Origin of the sequence: Xenophilus arseniciresistens, from assembly GCF_028023875.1 — a bacterium.
Taxonomy (GTDB): domain Bacteria; phylum Pseudomonadota; class Gammaproteobacteria; order Burkholderiales; family Burkholderiaceae_C; genus Xenophilus; species Xenophilus arseniciresistens.
The window spans coordinates 292,590-308,577 of record NZ_JAQIPB010000002.1 but is presented as its reverse complement, the minus strand read 5'-3'; the positions used below and the strand labels follow the sequence as shown (position 1 = coordinate 308,577).

Below are 15,988 nucleotides of genomic sequence, written 5' to 3'. Positions count from 1 at the left end.
ATGACTGCCCATGCCCTTCAAACCGTGCGCCGGAGCCTGTCGCCACAGGCGCTGCGCGTGATCGGCGTGACGGCCCTGGCCTGGGACGTGCGCCCGATCAACCCCGCGCCCGTGCTGGCGCATTCCTGGTGAGATGAAGCTATGAGTGTTTCTGTGTTCTGGTTCCTGCCCACCCACGGCGACAGCCGCTACCTGGGCAGCACCGAGGGTGCGCGCACCGTCGATCTGGCCTACCTGCAGCAGGTGGCCGGTGCGGCCGACCGGCTGGGCTACGAGGGCGTGCTCATTCCCACGGGGCGTTCCTGCGAAGACCCCTGGGTCATTGCCTCGAGCCTGATGGGCGCCACGCAGCGGCTGAAATTCCTGGTCGCCGTGCGCCCGGGCCTGCACCAGCCGGCGCTGGCCGCGCGCATGGCCGCCACCTTCGACCGGCTGTCGGGCGGTCGCCTGCTGGTGAACCTGGTCACGGGCGGCGACCGTGCGGAACTCGAGGGCGACGGCGTCTTCCTCGACCACGCGGCGCGCTACGAACAGTCGGCCGAGTTCATCCGCATCTGGCGCGAAGTCATCGCGCGCAGTCACGAAGGCCAGAGCTTCGACTACGAGGGCAGGCATCTGCAGGTCAAGGGCGCCAAGCTGCTGTTCCCGAGCGTGCAGCAGCCGCATCCGCCCGTGTGGTTCGGCGGCTCTTCCGAAGCGGCGCATGACCTGGCGGCCGAGCAGGTGGAGCGCTACCTGACCTGGGGCGAGACGCCGGCCGAAGTGGCCAAGAAGATCGCCGACGTGCGCCTGCGCGCTCAGGCCAGGGGGCGGCGCGTGAGCTTCGGCATCCGGCTGCATGTGATCGTGCGCGAGACCGAAGAACAGGCGTGGCAAGCGGCCGAAGCGCTGATCAGCCGCGTGGACGATTCCACCGTGATCCGCGCGCAGGAGGCCTTTGCGCGCATGGATTCGGAAGGGCAGCGCCGCATGGCCGCCTTGCATTCCAAAGGGGCCAACCGCAGTCGCGAAGCGCTGGAAATCAGCCCCAATCTCTGGGCTGGTGTGGGCCTGGTGCGCGGCGGTGCGGGCACGGCCCTGGTGGGCAACCCGCAGCAGGTGGCCGCGCGCATCCAGGAGTACGCGGCCCTGGGCATCGACGCCTTCATCCTCTCGGGCTACCCGCACCTCGAGGAAGCCTACCGCTTTGCCGAACTGGTGTTCCCGCTGCTGCCGCGCGCCGTGCGCGAACAGTTGGGCGCGAGCCGCGTCACCGGGCCTTTTGGCGAGGTGGTCGCCAATCTGGACGCGCCTTCGCGCCTGCAATCCCAAAGCTGATGGCCCCCATGACCGAACAAGTGCAATCCCTTCAAGCCTTGCCCGCCGCGGCGCCGGCTGGCGCAGGCGTCCTGCTGCGGCAGGTGCTGACCCGCCTGGTGCCCTGGCTGGTGCCCGTGGGCCTGGTGGTGCTGTGGCAGATCGCCTCGTCGCTGGGCTGGCTGTCCACGCGCGTGCTGCCCGCGCCCCTGGACGTGGTCAAGGCCGCCTGGTCGCTCACCGTCTCGGGTGAGCTGTGGACGCATGTGAAGGTCAGCGCGGGCCGCGCGCTGGCCGGCCTGGCCATCGGCGGCGGGCTCGGCCTGGTGCTGGGCCTGCTCACGGGCTCGGTGCGCTTTTTCGAAACGCTGCTCGATTCCACCATCCAGATGGTGCGCAACATCCCGGCGCTGGCGCTCATCCCGCTGGTGATCCTGTGGTTCGGCATCGACGAATCGGCCAAGCTGTTCCTGATCGCGGTTTCGGTCTTCTTCCCGATCTACCTCAACACCTTCCACGGCATCCGCAACGTGGACCCGCAGCTCATCGAGATGGGCCGCACCTACGGCCTTTCGCGCTGGCAGCTCTACCGCGAAGTGATCCTGCCCGGCGCGCTGTCGTCGATCCTGGTGGGCCTGCGCTTCTCGCTGGGCCTGATGTGGGTGATCCTGATCGTGGCCGAGACCATCTCGGCGCAATCGGGCATCGGCTACCTGACCATGAACGCCCGCGAGTTCCTGCAGACCGATGTGGTGCTGGTGGGCATCCTGCTCTACGCCCTGCTGGGCAAGCTGGCCGATGTGTTCGCGCGCGCGCTCGAACACGGCTGGCTGCGCTGGCACCCAGGCTATCAACGCGCATGAGGAGGCCGCGCACATGAACCGCAACTTCACTACCTGGTCCCGCCGCAGCGCCATCGGCGCGCTGGCTGCCACCACGCTCGCACCCTGGGCCGCACGGGCCCAGGGCAACACGCTCAAGAGCGTTCGCATCGGCTACCAGAAATCGTCCACGCTCACGGCCGTGCTGCGGCTGCAGGGCACGCTGGACGCGCAGCTGGCGCCGCTGGGCTTCAAGCCAAGCTGGCACGAGTTCACCAGCGGCCTGCCGCTGCTCGAAGCCCTGAACCTGGGCAATGTGGACTTCAGTGCCGACGTGGCCGACACGGTGCCCGTCTTCGCCCAGGCCGCAGGTGCGCGACTGACCTTCGTTGCGCAGGAGGCGCCATCGCCCACGGCCCAGGCCATCCTGGTCAAGGCCGATTCGCCGCTGCGCCGCGTGGCCGAACTCAAGGGCAGGAAGATCGGCTTTGCCAAGGCGGCTGGCGCGCACTACCTGCTGATCGCCGCGCTGGAGAAGGCCGGCCTGTCCTTGAACGACATTGAACCCGCCTACCTCACGCCGGCCGATGGCCGCGCGGCTTTCGAGCGCGGCGCCATCGACGCCTGGGTGGTGTGGGACCCCTTCCTCTCGGCCGCGCAGCGCCAGTCCGGCGCACGCGTGCTGGCCGACGGCCAGGGCCTGGCCTCGTACCAGCGCTACTACCTGGCCGGCACGCCCTTCGCGCAGGCCAACCCCCGGGTGCTGGGCGTGCTCTACGCGGCGCTGGAGAAGACCGGCCGCTGGGTCAAGCTGCAGCCGCGCGAGGCCGCGGCCCTGCTGGCGCCGTTCTGGGGCCTGGACGCGGCCATCGTCGAACAGGCCAACGCACGCCGCAGCTATGCCGTGCGGGCGGTCACGCGCGAGCGGCTGGCCGAGCAGCAGCGCATTGCCGATGCCTTCCTGGCCGCGAAGCTGCTGCCCCGGCGGGTCGATGCGCAGCAGGTCGAACTCTTCCAACCCGAGGTCTGAAGACGATGAATGCAGCAGTGAACCCGACAGGCGCCACGCTGGCCGGTGGCGTCAGGCTGGAGGCGCGCAACCTGTCCAAGCGCTATGGCGAACGCGAAGTGCTGCGCCACACGCAGCTGGCGGTGGCGCCGGGCGAGTTCATCGCCATCGTGGGCCGCAGCGGCTGCGGCAAGAGCACCTTGCTGCGCCTGGTGGCCGGGCTGGAAGAGGCCAGCGAAGGCGGCCTGTTCACCGATGGCCAGCGCGTTGCCGGCCTGCACGAAGACACGCGCATCATGTTCCAGGAAGCACGCCTGCTGCCCTGGCGCCGCGTGCTCGACAACGTGACCCTGGGCCTGCCCGACACGGCGCGCTCGCGCGGGCGCGAAGTGCTGGGCCAGGTGGGCCTGGCCGAGCGCGAGAACGAATGGCCGGCCCGCCTGTCGGGCGGCCAGCGGCAGCGCGTGGCCCTGGCGCGCGCGCTGGTGCACCACCCGCGCCTGCTGCTGCTGGACGAACCGCTGGGTGCGCTGGACGCGCTCACGCGCATCGAGATGCACCGTCTGATCGAAGGGCTGTGGCAGCGGCATCGCTTCACGGCGCTCCTGGTCACGCACGACGTGCAGGAGGCCGTGGCCCTGGCCGACCGCGTGATCCTGATCGAGGACGGGCGCATCGCGCTGGACGAACGCATCGCGCTGGCCCGGCCGCGCCAGCAGGGCGACGCGGCCTTTGCGGCCATCGAGAAGCGCATCCTCGACCGCGTGCTGCAGAAGCCCGCGAGCGAGGAGGCAGGCGGCGCCCCCGCCGCCAACGAAAGCGAATGGCAAAGCGCGCACACCTTGCGCTGGGCCGTCTGAGTCCGTCCATCCACGTCCATCCACGCAAGGAAGCTCAGGCCATGACCCAGGAAGCGCAACCCGGCAAGAACTGGAAGTTCGAAACCCTTTCGGTGCACGCCGGCTACTCGCCCGAGCCCACGACGCGCGCGGTCGCGCCGCCGATCTACCAGACCGTCGCCTATGCCTTCGACAGCGCGCAGCATGGCGCCGACCTGTTCGACCTCAAGGTGCCGGGCAACATCTACAGCCGCATCAACAACCCGACGCAGGACGTGCTGGAGCAGCGCGTGGCGGCGCTTGAGGGCGGCATCGCGGCGCTGGCCCTGGCTTCGGGCCAGGCCGCCGTGACCTATGCGATCCAGACCATCGCCGAGGCCGGCGACAACATCGTCAGCAGCACGGCGCTGTATGGCGGCACCTACAACCTGTTCGCGCACACGCTGCCGCAGTTCGGCATCAGCACGCGCTTTGCCGACCACCGCGACCCCGCCAGCTTTGAAAAACTGATCGACGAGAAGACAAAGGCGGTGTTCGTCGAGTCGTTGGGCAATCCGGCTGGCAACGTGACCGACATCGCGGCCATCGCGGCCGTGGCGCACAGGCACGGCGTGCCGCTGATCGTGGACAACACCGTGCCCTCGCCCTACCTGCTGCGCCCCATCGAGCATGGGGCCGACATCGTGGTGCATTCGCTGACCAAGTACCTGGGCGGCCATGGCACCAGCATCGGCGGTGCCATCGTCGATTCGGGCAAGTTCCCGTGGGCGCAGCACAGGCAGCGCTTCAAGCGCCTGAACGAGCCCGACGTGAGCTACCACGGCGTAGTCTACACCGAGGCGCTTGGCCCGGCCGCCTACATCGGCCGTGCGCGCGTGGTGCCGCTGCGCAACACGGGCGCAGCCATCTCGCCCTTCAACGCCTTCCTGATCCTGCAGGGCATCGAGACCCTGGCGCTGCGGCTGGAGCGCATCAGCGAGAACACGCTGGCCGTTGCCAGGCACCTGCAGGCCAACCCGGCCGTGAAGTGGGTGAACTACGCGGGCCTGGAAGACCACCCGGACCATGCGCTGGCGCAGAAGTACCTGGGCGGGCGCGCCAGCGGCGTGCTGACCTTCGGCATCAACAGCGGCCGCGCCGGCGGCGAGAAGTTCCTCGACGCGCTGCGGCTGTTCACGCGCCTGGTCAACATCGGTGACGTGCGCTCGCTGGCCACGCATCCGGCCTCGACCACGCACCGGCAGCTCTCGCCCGAGGAGCTGGCGCGTGCCGGCGTGAGCGAGGAAACCGTGCGCCTGTCCATCGGCATCGAACACATCGACGACCTCAAGGCCGATCTCGACCAGGCGCTGGCGATTGCCGCGGGCTGAGTCCGGCTTCTTTCATTCACCTCAACAAACTCAAGGAGTTCTTCATCATGTCCATTCAAGCCATCAACGTGCGCAACCAGTTCAAGGGCAAGGTGCGCGAGATCATCCGCGGCGACGTCGTCTCCGAAGTCGACGTCGAAACGCCCTGGGGCATCGTCACCTCGGTCATCACCACGCGCTCGGTCGACGAACTGCAGCTGAAGATCGGCTCGGACGTGGTAGCGCTGGTCAAGTCCACCGAGGTGTCCATCGCCAAGCTCTGAGCGGGCGAATGGGGCTCAAGGGCACGGCCCTGCGCAGCGCGGCGTGCGCCAGCCGAAGGGAGGTCGCCGCGTTCAACGGTCCTCCAGCCGCGCGCACAAACCTCCCAGCCGCGCCGAACTCCGTGCGCTGAGCCCCAGGCCGTGGGCCTGCGCGATGCGGCTGGCAATGGACCAGCCCAGGCCGCTTCCGCTGGCGCGCGTGCCGGCGGGACGGAAGAAGCGCTCGCCCAGGCGCGCCAGATCGGCGGCTGCCAGGCCCGGGCCGCTGTCTTCGACGCTCAGCACCATCGCGCCGTCTTCTTGCCGCTGCAGGCAGATCTGGATCTGCGCGCCCGTGCCGGCGTGCTGCAGCGCGTTGTCGACCAGGTTGCGCAGCAGCACGGCCAGCAGGGCCTCGTCGCCTTGAAGCGGCCAGGGTCGTACGGCTTCCATTGAGAGCTGCTGCCCCTGCGTCAGCGCCCGCGGCGCCAGCTCGGCCAGTACCTGGCGCGCGATGACGGCAAGGTCCACCGGGCGCGGGGCCGGCGCAGCCTCGGCTTCCAGCCGGGACAGGGTCAGCAGCTGCGTGACCAGGTGCGTGGCGCGGTCGCAGCCCGCGAGCGTGCGTTCAAGGGCCTGCTGGCGCTGCACGTCGGTGCTGGCGCGCAGCGCCACTTCGGCATGGGCGCGGATCGCGGCAATGGGCGTGCGCAGTTCATGCGCGGCATCGGCCGTGAAGCGGCGTTCGCTGGCCAGAAGACCTTCGATGCGCAGGAACAGCTGGTTCAGGGCCTGCACCATCGGGCGCATCTCGCGTGGCAGCCTGTCTTCGGGAATGTGCTGCTGCAGGGCATCGGGCCGGCGCGCATGCAGGGCCTGGCCCAGCGCATTCAACGGGCGCAGCGCGTGGCGCACCACGGCCCACAGGCCCAGGCCCAGCAGCGGCAGGGCCAGCAGCAGGGGCCACAGGGTGCTGCGCCACATGGCCCACAGCACGTCGTCGCGCGCGGCCACCGCCTGGCCCACCTGCACCTGCTGGCCCGGCAGGCCACCAGGCGTGACGAACACGCGCCACTGCTGTCCGCCCAGCGGCACGGTCTGGAAGCCCGGTACGGCCTGCGGCGCCAGCGCCTGTTCGGGCGCGGTGGCCGAGCGCAGCAGCAGCCGCTCACCGCTCCAGACCTGCAGCGCGGTCTTGGCTGCGTAGCGGTGCAGCACGGGGGTGTGGCTGCGCTTCGGCACGCCTCCCGGGGCCTGCGCGTGCGGTGGTTGCGCGACCAGCAGTGCCGCCGCCTGCGCGAGATGGCTGTCGAGAATTTCTTCCACCTCGTGTCGCGCGTCGAACCAGGCCAGCACCGTGGTCGCCAGCCAGACCACGGCGAACAGGCCCAGCAGAAGCCGCGTGAGCCTGGCTTGCAGCGAGCCGCCCGCGCTGCTGCTCAACGCGGTGCCCCTGCCCTGAGCAGCACATAGCCCACGCCGCGCACAGTCTGGATCAGCGCAGGGCTGCCCAGCTTGCGCCGCAGGTGGTGCACATGCACTTCCACGGCATTGCTGTCGACCTCGCGGCCCCAGCTGTAGAGCTGCTGCTCGATCTGCTCGCGCGAGAGCACGCGGTCGGCATTGCGCATGAGCAAGTGAAGCAGGTCGAACTCGCGCGCCGAGAGCGCCACGGCCTGGCCCGCGTGGTGCACCGTGCGCGCGGCCGCATCCAGAAGAAGCTGCTGCGCCTGGAGCTGCTCCTGCGGCTGGCCGTGGGCGCGGCGCACCAGCGCCCGCAGTCGCGCCGCCAGCTCCAGCAGGTCGACGGGTTTGAGCACGTAGTCGTCAGCGCCGCTGTCGAGTCCGCGCACGCGCTCGGCCAGCGCATCGCGCGCCGTCAGCAGCAGCACGGGCAGGCGTTGCCCGGCTTCGCGCCAGCCCCGCAGCACGGCCAGGCCGTCGCGCCCCGGCAGGCCCACGTCCAGCACGGCGGCCGCATAGGGTTGCAGCGGCCAGGCGCGCGCGGCCTCGTCGCCATGCTGCAGCCAATCCACCTGAAAGCCCTGCTGCCCCAGACCTGCCGCCAGCCCTTCGCCCAGCAGGATGTCGTCTTCGACCAGAAGGATTCGCATGCGCGGATTGTGCGGGCCGCCCGTGCGTGAGCTTCAGCGCGCGCTGCCGTGACGCAGGGCTTCGTCCAGCCTGCCGGTGCCCAGGCCCTTCAGCAGCGCGGGCAGCAGCGCATCGCCCGAGCGGCGGTGCTGCCACAGCGCGCCGGCCAGTTGGGCCAGCAGCAGGCCCAGCGCGGCCAGGGCCAGGTCCAGGTGCAGCCTGGGCATGGCCGCCAGGCTGCCCGTGAGCGCTGCGCCCAGCAGGCACAGAAGCACCAGCGCGCGCGCCAGCATGGCCAGGCGGCCCGGCCCCAGGGCGCGCGGCGCCCAAGCTGCAAATGATGCGTGCCAGCCCGGCGATTGCAGGCGCCGGCGCACTTGCAAACGGCGCGGGCCGCACAAGGGCCACAACAGGTGGAACAGGGCCAGCCAGGGCAGGGCGATGTCGAGCGCACGATGCGGGCCAAGCCAACCCGCGATGCCCGTGCCCCATGCGGCCAGCAGCCCGGCCAGCAGCAGTGGCGGCGTCAGGCGCGAGGGCAGGTCCCAGAGCCTGACGACATGGAAAGGCCAGTGCTCAGCCGCAACGCCTGCGGGCATGCGATGCGCGTCGGCGGCTGCACCGGCGCGCGCGTGCGTTGGCGAGATGGCGCTTGATGAGGAGGACGGCACGCGGGCAATGATGCGCAGCGCTTCTTATCGTTTGCTTAAGAAAGGAAAGCCGGCGTGCCTGGAATGCGAACGGATCGCAGGCCCCGGGAATTTCCGGGGAGGGCCGCCGCACCTGCTTAGAATCCCCTCCCGTCATTGGGGAGTAGCTGACCTGCGCAACGCAGGGGCACACGTCAACAGACTTGGCCTTCGGGCCATGGCGTGCGCAGCTTCCAAGAAGCCTGGCAAGACCTTTGACCACATGCCTCCGGTGAGGGCCGGGGGGCGTGTGGTCATTGCTGTGTCCGGCCCCGCATTCGTGTTCCCCACCCCATGGAAGCCTTTCTCGTATCCACCGGCGTCGTCGCACTCGGTGAAATGGGCGACAAGACCCAGTTGCTGGCCATCGTTCTGGCCGCTGCCTTTCGCCGGCCCTGGCCCATCGTGGCCGGCATCTTCGTCGCCACCATCGTCAACCATGCGGCCGCCGGTGCCGTGGGCGGCTGGGCGGCGCAGGTGATGGGCCCGGACCTGCTGCGCTGGGTCATCGGCATTTCCTTCCTGGCCATGGCCGGATGGATGCTGATCCCCGACAAGATCGACGACGAGGACCTGGCCCAGCGCTCGCGCTTCGGCGTGTTCGGCACCACGGTGATCGCCTTCTTCCTGGCCGAGATGGGTGACAAGACCCAGATCGCCACCGTGGCGCTGGCTGCGCGCTATGCGCAGGTGGTGCAGGTGGTGATCGGCACGACGCTGGGCATGATGCTGGCCAACGTGCCGGCCGTGTTCCTGGGCGGCAAGATCGCGCAGAAGGTGTCGATGCGCGTGGTGCATGCCGTGGCCGCCATCATCTTCGGCGTGCTGGGCCTGCTCACGCTGTTCAACGTGGGGCGCTTGTTCTGATCAGCGGCTTCAGGCCACGGAACGCTCGGCCGCCGCGAAGGCGGGCCGGGCCAGCAGCAGCTTTTCGAGCGCCACCGGGCGCAGGGGCCGCGAGAAGCCGTAGCCCTGGATGTCGTCGCAGTGCAGGGCCTGCAGCGCATGGGCCTGGGCCGGCGTTTCCATGCCCTCGGCCGTCACGCGCATGCCCAGCGCATGGGCCAGCGCGATGATGGCCGAGACGATGGCATGGCCCTTGCCCGGCTGGTCGATGTTCATGATCAGCGAGCGGTCGATCTTGAGCCGGTCGAAGGGAAACTGGGTGAGGTACGAAAAGCTCGAGTAGCCGGTGCCGAAGTCGTCGATGGCCAGCTCGATGCCCAGCGCGCGCAGCTCCTCCAGCGTGGCCAGTGCGCGTTCCGCATCGTTCAGGAAGATGCTTTCGGTGATCTCGATCTCGAGCGACTCGGGGCCGAGCCCGGCTTCGGCCAGTGCGCTTTGCACCATGGGCACGAGCTTGGCGTCCAGCAACTGGTGCGCCGACACATTGACCGCCACCCGCGGCACGGGCTGGCCGCGCGCGGCCAGCAGCCGCTTGAGCCGGCCCACCTCGCGGCAGGCCTCGCGCATCACCCATTCGCCGATGCGCCCGATCAGCCCCAGGTCTTCGGCCACCGGAATGAATATCTGCGGGCCGATGAAGCCCACGCCCGGGCATTCCCAGCGCAGCAGGGCCTCCATGTGCTGAACCTTGCCGCTGGCCAGGTGGAGCTGGGGCTGGAAGACCAGGCTGAACTGGTTCTGCTCCAGCGCCTCGCGCAGCCTGCCTTCGAGCTGCAGCCGGTCCTGCGCCTGGGCCTGCATGGCCTGCGTGAACCAGCGCGCCTGGGCGCCCCCGGCCGTGCGTGCGACGTTGAGCGCCACGCGGGCGCGATGCACCAGCTCGGCGGCTTCGGGCATGGGTGCCTCGGGCAGCGCCACCACGGCGCCCAGGCTGGCCGTCAGCCGCAGCGGCCGTTCGCTGCCTTCCACCGGCATCGAGATCGCACGCTGCACGGCCGCCACGATGGCATCGGCCTGGGCCGTGTCGCCTTCGAGCAGGCAGGCGAACACGCCGCCACCCAGCGTGGCCAGCGGCGCGTCGGGCCCGATGACGGCGCGCAGGCGATGGCCGCACAACTGCAGCACTTCGCCCACCCGCTCGTCGCCCAGCGAGTCGCGCAGCCGCACCATCTGGTCGATTTCCAGCGCCAGCAGCGTGCAGGCGCCCCCGCGTGGCCGCGCGGCCTGCAGCTTCAGCGCGATGCGCTCGCGCAGCCAGGTGGCATTGGGCAGCTGCGTCCAGGCGTCGTGAAAGCCCTGGTGCCACGGCGGGCCCTGCTGGCCGCTGTCGTGCGAGGCCTCCGGCATCGCCGTGCCCAGGTACAGGTGCCGATCGTCCGCGCCCGCGGGCAGCCGCGTGACCGAGAGCTGGACGGGCAGGGCCCGTCCGTCGCGATGGCGGCACAGCGCCCGGCTCCACAGGGTGGCTTCGCCCACCGCCGGCAGGACGGCGCCATGGTGCAGGCGCGCGAGCATGGCCTGGCCCAGGAGTTCGGATTGCGCGAAGCCCGTGAGCCGCTCGTAGGCGGGGTTGGCCTGCAGGTAGACGCCGCTGTCGTCACAGACAAAGACGGCCTGGGGCAGGCAGTCGACAAGGCGGGCAGGCGAAAGGGCAGGGGCGTCGGGCATCAAGGGCCAGGATTTGCTGGGAGGCGAGCAAGTACTGACCATTCTAGGGAGCGGGTTTGGCGCCGGTTTGTAGGCCGCCGCAGCATCAGGGCGGTGGCCTGCATGCTGGCCGCGGACCGCCGCAGCCCGTGGGGGAGTCCTCAAATCGGCGCGTACTCGCCCGTGCCCTCGGGCCAGGCTGTGAGCACTTCGAAGCCCTGGTCGGTGACCGCCACCATGTGCTCCCACTGGGCCGAGAGCGAGCGGTCCCGGGTCACCACGGTCCAGCCGTCGGCCAGCTCGCGCGTTTCGCGCCTGCCGGCGTTGAGCATGGGCTCGATGGTGAAGACCATGCCCGGCTCCAGCTTCAGGCCTTCGCCGCGGCGGCCGAAGTGCAGCACCTGGGGCTCGTCGTGGTAGATCTGGCCGATGCCATGGCCGCAGTAGTCGCGCACCACGCTGAAACCCTCGCGCTGCGCCACGGCCTGGATCGCATGGCCCACGTCGCCCAAAGTGGCGTCGGGGCGCACCTGGCGGATGCCCGCGGCCATCGCGTCGTAGGTGGCGCGCACCAGCCGTCGTGCAAGCACGCCGGGCTTGCCGACGAAGAACATGCGGCTGGTGTCGCCGAACCAGCCTTCATGCTGCACGGCCACGTCGATGTTGACGATGTCGCCGTCCTTGAGGATCTTCTCGGGCGAAGGGATGCCGTGGCAGACCACCTGGTTGACCGAGGTGAGCACGGTCTTGGGGAAGCCCTGATAGCCCAGGTTGGCCGGAATGGCGCGCTGCACGTTCACGATGTGGTCGTGGCAGATGGCATCCAGCGCGTCGGTGCTCACGCCGGGTCGCACATGCGGCGCCACGATGTGCAGCACCTCGGCTGCGAGTTGGGCGGCCCGGCGCGCCTGCGCAAGCTCGGCCGGGCCCCGGAGGGGAACCGCGTGCGCCATGGCTCAGTGCCTGCCAGCGGCAGGCGTGCGCCGGCCCCTGGCGGCCGATGCTGCTGCTGGCGCGGGTGCGGCCACGGTGGCTGCGATGTCCAGCCCGCCGGCCAGCTCGGCGCGCACCAGCATCTGCGCAATCTCGCGATGGTCCAGCTCGGGATGCAGCTCGGCCAGCATGCCCACGCGCATCCAGTGTTCGGCCTGCGCATTGATCGACCGGCTCATCGCGTTGCCCGCCACGCGAAGGTTCTCGTGCATCAGGTCCGAGATCTTGACGATGCCCATGGCCGTTCAGGAAATATATGAAACATAAACGAATCATATATCGACGAGGCCGCCGTGTCGAAGCTCATGGCGCCGGGCCGGCGGCACCCGCGCCCACGCCAGGCGCCGTCAGCGGATGCGCGATGCCACCATCGCCATAAGAGCCCGTCACCTGCGCGATCACCACGTGGTAGCCCTTGAGCCAGCGGGCCTGCTGCTGCTTGGCAGCGCGATGCACGGGATGCTGCATCAGCGCTTCGAGCGCCTCGCGCGTGCGCCAGTAGTACACGTTGCAGATCAGGCCCTGGGCCGGGTTCTCCCAGCTTTCTTCGCCGAGGTAGCCTGGGATGGATTGGGCGACCTGCGCGATGGTCTGGTCCAGCGCATGGAAGGCGTCGTCGAACTCGCGCTTGGCGAAGGTGAAGGTGCTGCTGTACATCGTGCGGTGACAGGAAAGGGGAAGCTGCTCAGGCACCGGGGCCGGCCTCACGCATGGCCTGGGCCAGTTCGGGGTGCTCGCGCGCGGCCAGGGTGTCGGCGGCGGCAAGGCGGTCCTGCGGTTCGCGGTTCTGGCTCAGCTTGCGCTTGCCCTCCAGCGAGGTGACGGCAATCTCGATGCCGACGATGTGCCTGAGCAACTCGTCGATGAACTCGGGCGCCGAATCGCCCATCTTCCAGGGGCGCGCTTCGCCGGCCTCGTGCCGGCGCGTCAGTCGCGCGACGATGCGGCGCACGAAGCGCTCGTCGTCGTGCACGCTCAGCAGGCCGTGCGCATGCACCACCTCGTAGTTCCAGGTGGGCACCAGCCGGTGGGTCTGCTGCTTGCTCGGGTACCAGCTGGGCGAGACATAGGCCTGCGCGCCGCGGAACACGGCCATCACTGGCGTGCCCGTGGGGCAGCGCTGCCACAGCGCGTTGGCGCGCGCCACATGGGCGCGCAGCCTGCCGTGCGGGCCTTCGTCGGGGTCAAACTCGAAGGGGATGTGGTCGGCGTCGAAGCGGCCATCGTGCGCGTGCACCAGCATGCCCAGCGGGTGCTCATGAATGATCCGGGCCAGGGCCTCGGGTCGGGTTTCGGCGAAGTGCGCGGGGGTGTACATCGTGAAAGGGGCAGGTCAGGGCAGCACAAGTCGCCACTGTCGTCTTGAACCGGCACAATGAGAAGGTCCAGTTCTGGAGAATTCGAGTGGGCCAGTTTCAGCCGCCTGCAGCGGCTTCCCGCACCCGCGCAAACCCTGCAGAGGGTGCCGGTGGCGTGGGCCGGCGCATCTATGACCTGCTGCGCAGCCAGATCGAGGAGGGCCGGCTGGCGAGCGGCGCGCGCGCACCTTCCACGCGTGCGCTGGCGGCCGAGCTGGGCGTGTCGCGCACCACCGTGACGGCCGCCTACGAGCAACTGGCGGCCGAGGGCTTTTTGCTCACTTCGCCGGGGCGAGCCGCGCGCATCGCCGGCCCGCCACGCCCGGCAGGCGTGCTGCGCGGCCGGCCCGCGCGCATGCAGGCCAGCTCCGTGGCGCCACGGCTGTCGGCCTTCGGCGAGCGCTTGCTGGCCGGCAGCCAGCCGGCACCGGCACCTGCCGAGCCCGTGCGCTTCGATTTCCTCTATGGCGCGGTGGCCGCGCGTGACTTTCCGGTGCTGCCCTGGCGGCGCGCCTACCAGGCGGCGCTGCTGCAGGGCCATGCCAGCCTTGGCTACGCGCCCGCCGAAGGCGAGCTGGCGCTGCGCCGCGCGCTGCAGGGCTATTTGGGGCGTGCGCGCGGGCTGGCGTGCGATGCGGATCAGGTGGTGGTCGTGCATGGCTCGCAGCAGGCCATCGACCTGTGCGCACGCCTGCTGCTGCAGGCCGGCGACAGCTTCGTCTTCGAAGACCCCGGCTACCTGATGGCGCGCCGCTGCTTCGAAGCCACGGGCGCGCAGTGCCTGGCCGTTCCGGTGGACGCGCAGGGCCTGCAGACCGATGCGCTGCCGCGCGGCGCGGGCGCGCGGCTGGCGTATGTCACGCCCTCGCACCAGTTCCCTTGGGGCGGCGTGCTGCCCATCCATCGGCGCGTGGCGCTGCTGCAATGGGCGCAGCGCGAGCAGGCCTGGATCGTGGAGGACGACTACGACGGCGAGTTCCGCTACGGGCAGCGCCCCATCGAGCCGTTGCAGGCCATCGACACGCAGGGGCGCGTGATCTACGTGGGCACTTTTTCCAAGGCGCTGTCGCCGCAGCTGCGCCTGGGCTATCTGGTGCTTCCGCAGTGCCTGGTGGCCGCCTTCAGGCAGGCCAAGCGGCTGACGGACCGCCACGCACCCGTGCTGGAGCAGCGCGCACTGGCCACGCTGATCGACAGCGGCGCCTATGAGCGCCATGTGCGGCGCGTGCGGCGCGAGAACGAGCGCCGCCGCGCTGCATTGCTCGAGGCCGTTGCGCGGCACCTGCCCCCGGGCGCCACGGTGAGCGGCAGCTCCGCGGGCCTGCACGTGGTGCTGTGGCTGCCCGACGTGCCGCAGGCCGCGGAGGCGGCACTGGTGGCTGCAGCGCGGCAGGCCGGCGTGGGGGTGTATCCGCTGTCGCCGCTGTATGCGCCGCCACCAGCGACGGCGAAGGCCACGGCCCGGCCGGCCGGCCTGGTGGTGGGCTATGCCAGCCTCTCGCCGGCCCAGATCGACGAAGGCATGCGCCTGCTGGGCGCCGTGATGGCCGGGCGCGGCCGGTGGCGCGGCGGCCGGCGTCGGACAACTTGGCGATAAGCAAACCAGTTCTTATTGGTTGGTCCTTCGCGCTCGGTTGCGTAGATTTCATCCCGGCCCGCGCACTGGCGTGCGGGCAAAAAACCAGCACTCGAAAGGAAGAGGACGAGGATGAACACTGAAGCCGCAAACCCCGCCGCGCCGCGCATCCGCTGGCGCCAGAGCCTCGCTGTGCTGGGCCTGGGCGTGATGCTGTGCGGGGCGGCGTCTGGCGCGACCGACATTCCTGCGGGCCCGCTGGTCACCACCGACTGGCTCGCACAGAACCTGGACAACCGCCAGGTGCGGGTGATCGAGGTCAGTGTCAATCCGGGCCTGTATGAGCGCGCCCACGTGCCCGGCGCCGTGAACTTCTCTTGGCACACCGAGCTGAACGACAGGGTGCGCCGCGACATCGTGGGCAGGGAAGACTTCGAGAAGCTGCTCTCGAAGGCAGGCGTGGGGGCCGACACCACGGTGGTGCTCTATGGCGACACCAACAACTGGTTCGCGGCCTGGGGCGCATGGGTGTTCGACATCTATGGCGTGAAGAACGTCAAGCTGCTGGACGGCGGGCGCAGGAAGTGGGAGGCGGAAGGCCGCCCGCTGAACAACCGCGCGCCCGAGTACGCGGCCACCACCTATCGCGTGGGCACCGTGAACACGGCACTGCGTGCGCGCCTGCCCGACGCGCTGGCCGCGGCCGAGGGCAAGAGCAATCACAAGCTGCTGGACATCCGCTCGGCCGACGAGTTCTCGGGCAAGGTCTTTGCGCCCTCGGGCGTGCCCGAGCTGGCGATCCGCGCCGGTCACATCCCGGGCGCGGCCAACGTGGCCTGGGGCCAGGCGGTCAAGGAGGACGGGACCTTCAAGTCGGCCGACGAACTCAGGAAGCTCTATGCGGCGGCGGGCGTGGACGGCAGTAGGCCGGTCATCACCTATTGCCGCATCGGCGAGCGCTCCAGCCACACCTGGTTCGCGCTGAGCAAGATCCTGGGCTATGAGGTGAAGAACTACGACGGCTCCTGGACCGAATACGGCAATGCGGTGGGCGTGCCCATCAGCAACCCGGCCGGGACGGTCTGGGCGGCCAGGTAGGAAGCGCAGGCCACTGAAATATTTGGGTGAGGGTGTCTCTGTTCGGCCCG

The 15,988-nt window shown here is 69.9% G+C and carries 18 protein-coding genes and 1 riboswitch; of the genes, 10 read left to right on the top strand and 8 right to left on the bottom strand.

What is annotated here, in order from left to right:
* The 7 genes from PGB34_RS06030 to PGB34_RS06000 are packed head-to-tail and all read left to right on the top strand — an operon-like array spanning position 1 to position 5,598.
* Complete coding sequence (locus tag PGB34_RS06030; RefSeq protein WP_271427160.1) at positions 1 to 132, top strand: hypothetical protein; 132 nt, start codon at positions 1 to 3, stop codon at positions 130 to 132.
* Between the two features lie 9 nt (positions 133 to 141).
* Positions 142 to 1,317, top strand: a complete 1,176-nt coding sequence (gene ssuD / locus PGB34_RS06025) for an FMNH2-dependent alkanesulfonate monooxygenase (protein WP_271427159.1) — start codon at positions 142 to 144, stop codon at positions 1,315 to 1,317.
* 8 nt (positions 1,318 to 1,325) lie between these two features.
* A complete protein-coding gene (gene ssuC, locus PGB34_RS06020) occupies positions 1,326 to 2,159 on the top strand; it encodes an aliphatic sulfonate ABC transporter permease SsuC (RefSeq protein ID WP_271427158.1) in 834 nt (277 codons plus the stop codon).
* Between the two features lie 13 nt (positions 2,160 to 2,172).
* The gene (locus PGB34_RS06015; protein ID WP_271427157.1) at positions 2,173 to 3,147 is read left to right on the top strand and encodes an aliphatic sulfonate ABC transporter substrate-binding protein; all 975 of its coding nucleotides are present in this window, start codon (positions 2,173 to 2,175) and stop codon (positions 3,145 to 3,147) included.
* Between the two features lie 5 nt (positions 3,148 to 3,152).
* A complete protein-coding gene (locus PGB34_RS06010) occupies positions 3,153 to 3,986 on the top strand; it encodes an ATP-binding cassette domain-containing protein (protein ID WP_271427156.1) in 834 nt (277 codons plus the stop codon).
* A 41-nt stretch (positions 3,987 to 4,027) separates the two neighbouring features.
* On the top strand, positions 4,028 to 5,335 hold the full coding sequence (locus tag PGB34_RS06005; protein ID WP_271427155.1) for an O-acetylhomoserine aminocarboxypropyltransferase/cysteine synthase family protein: 1,308 nt from the start codon (positions 4,028 to 4,030) through the stop codon (positions 5,333 to 5,335).
* A 47-nt stretch (positions 5,336 to 5,382) separates the two neighbouring features.
* Positions 5,383 to 5,598, top strand: a complete 216-nt coding sequence (locus tag PGB34_RS06000; RefSeq protein WP_038216298.1) for a TOBE domain-containing protein — start codon at positions 5,383 to 5,385, stop codon at positions 5,596 to 5,598.
* A gap of 72 nt (positions 5,599 to 5,670) precedes the next feature.
* On the opposite strand, the gene PGB34_RS05995 is transcribed toward PGB34_RS06000, so the two are convergent.
* Genes PGB34_RS05995 through PGB34_RS05985 form a run of 3 tightly spaced genes read right to left on the bottom strand, consistent with a single transcriptional unit; the run spans position 5,671 to position 8,270 of the window.
* Positions 5,671 to 7,020, bottom strand: a complete 1,350-nt coding sequence (locus tag PGB34_RS05995; protein ID WP_271427154.1) for an ATP-binding protein — start codon at positions 7,018 to 7,020, stop codon at positions 5,671 to 5,673.
* Positions 7,017 to 7,691 (bottom strand): winged helix-turn-helix domain-containing protein, encoded by a 675-nt coding sequence (locus PGB34_RS05990; RefSeq protein WP_271427153.1) that lies wholly within the window; start codon positions 7,689 to 7,691, stop codon positions 7,017 to 7,019. Before PGB34_RS05990 ends, PGB34_RS05995 begins: the two co-directional genes overlap by 4 nt.
* A gap of 33 nt (positions 7,692 to 7,724) precedes the next feature.
* On the bottom strand, positions 7,725 to 8,270 hold the full coding sequence (locus PGB34_RS05985; protein ID WP_271427152.1) for a hypothetical protein: 546 nt from the start codon (positions 8,268 to 8,270) through the stop codon (positions 7,725 to 7,727).
* Positions 8,271 to 8,467: 197 nt separating this feature from the next.
* Positions 8,468 to 8,636, top strand: a riboswitch (yybP-ykoY riboswitch).
* 18 nt (positions 8,637 to 8,654) lie between these two features.
* On the opposite strand from PGB34_RS05985, the gene PGB34_RS05980 reads away from it, so the two are divergent.
* Entirely contained in the window at positions 8,655 to 9,227 is a 573-nt protein-coding gene (locus PGB34_RS05980; protein ID WP_271427151.1) for a TMEM165/GDT1 family protein, read from the top strand.
* Positions 9,228 to 9,236: 9 nt separating this feature from the next.
* On the opposite strand, the gene PGB34_RS05975 is transcribed toward PGB34_RS05980, so the two are convergent.
* The 5 genes from PGB34_RS05975 to PGB34_RS05955 form a co-directional block, all read right to left on the bottom strand.
* Complete coding sequence (locus PGB34_RS05975) at positions 9,237 to 10,934, bottom strand: putative bifunctional diguanylate cyclase/phosphodiesterase (RefSeq protein WP_271427150.1); 1,698 nt, start codon at positions 10,932 to 10,934, stop codon at positions 9,237 to 9,239.
* A 140-nt stretch (positions 10,935 to 11,074) separates the two neighbouring features.
* The gene (gene map, locus PGB34_RS05970) at positions 11,075 to 11,866 is read right to left on the bottom strand and encodes a type I methionyl aminopeptidase (RefSeq protein WP_271427149.1); all 792 of its coding nucleotides are present in this window, start codon (positions 11,864 to 11,866) and stop codon (positions 11,075 to 11,077) included.
* A 3-nt stretch (positions 11,867 to 11,869) separates the two neighbouring features.
* The gene (locus PGB34_RS05965) at positions 11,870 to 12,145 is read right to left on the bottom strand and encodes a ParD-like family protein (RefSeq protein WP_271427148.1); all 276 of its coding nucleotides are present in this window, start codon (positions 12,143 to 12,145) and stop codon (positions 11,870 to 11,872) included.
* Between the two features lie 64 nt (positions 12,146 to 12,209).
* The gene (locus tag PGB34_RS05960; RefSeq protein ID WP_271427147.1) at positions 12,210 to 12,563 is read right to left on the bottom strand and encodes an antibiotic biosynthesis monooxygenase family protein; all 354 of its coding nucleotides are present in this window, start codon (positions 12,561 to 12,563) and stop codon (positions 12,210 to 12,212) included.
* A 28-nt stretch (positions 12,564 to 12,591) separates the two neighbouring features.
* Positions 12,592 to 13,224: an FMN-binding negative transcriptional regulator gene (locus tag PGB34_RS05955; RefSeq protein ID WP_271427146.1), complete on the bottom strand. Its 633-nt coding sequence runs from the start codon at positions 13,222 to 13,224 to the stop codon at positions 12,592 to 12,594.
* An 86-nt stretch (positions 13,225 to 13,310) separates the two neighbouring features.
* Here PGB34_RS05955 and pdxR point away from each other — a divergent pair, with 86 nt between their 5' ends.
* Both pdxR and PGB34_RS05945 read left to right on the top strand, forming a co-directional pair.
* Positions 13,311 to 14,861 carry a MocR-like pyridoxine biosynthesis transcription factor PdxR gene (gene pdxR, locus PGB34_RS05950; RefSeq protein ID WP_408647838.1) on the top strand — a complete coding sequence of 517 codons (1,551 nt, stop codon included), beginning with the start codon at positions 13,311 to 13,313 and terminating at the stop codon, positions 14,859 to 14,861.
* A 189-nt stretch (positions 14,862 to 15,050) separates the two neighbouring features.
* Positions 15,051 to 15,938, top strand: coding sequence for a sulfurtransferase (locus tag PGB34_RS05945; protein ID WP_271427670.1), 888 nt, complete (start codon positions 15,051 to 15,053; stop codon positions 15,936 to 15,938).
* Positions 15,939 to 15,988 lie beyond the last annotated feature (50 nt).